1 protein-coding gene and 1 pseudogene are annotated in these 477 nt (G+C 71.7%); both read right to left on the minus strand.

Annotated elements, in window-relative coordinates:
* Positions 1-181, minus strand: a pseudogene (locus RNC47_RS36445) (hypothetical protein); the annotation flags it as partial.
* Between the two features lie 11 nt (positions 182-192).
* Positions 193-477 (minus strand): phosphatidylglycerol lysyltransferase domain-containing protein (locus RNC47_RS36450; RefSeq protein WP_311605158.1); only part of this gene is annotated, 285 nt, incomplete at its 5' end.

The following is a 477-nucleotide window of genomic DNA, read 5'->3' on the forward strand; positions in this document are numbered from 1 at the left end:
GGATCACCTGCACGGCCGCGGTCAGCGTCACCGCCGTCAGGGTCAGCGCGAGCGCCCGCACCCCGTGTTCGGACAGCCCCGTCCGTACGGTGGTGAAGAGCGGGCCCCACTCCCGCCGCGCGGCCCGGCGCAGCGCCGGGAAACGGCTCGTCCGGGAGCCGTTCGTCTCCGGGCTGCTCATCCGGGAGCGGCTCATCTGTGGGCGCCGGGACGCGCGCGGTGCAGCCACTTCGGCAGCCCCGGCGCTTCCAGGAACCCTTCGGCGCGGCCCGCCGCGATGGAGATGCGCGCCAGGTCGGCGCTCTTCTCGAACAGCATGAAACGTGGCTCCCAGATCGGTCGGTACTTGGCGTTGGCCCGGTAGAGCGACTCGATCTGCCACCAGCGCGAGAAGAAGCTCAGCAGCGCACGCCACAGTCTCAGCACCGGTCCCGCGCCGAGCCGCGATCCCCTCTCGAAGACGGACCGGAACATGGC

It is taken from the genome of Streptomyces millisiae (assembly GCF_031845425.1).
GTDB classification, from domain to species: domain Bacteria; phylum Actinomycetota; class Actinomycetes; order Streptomycetales; family Streptomycetaceae; genus Streptomyces; species Streptomyces millisiae.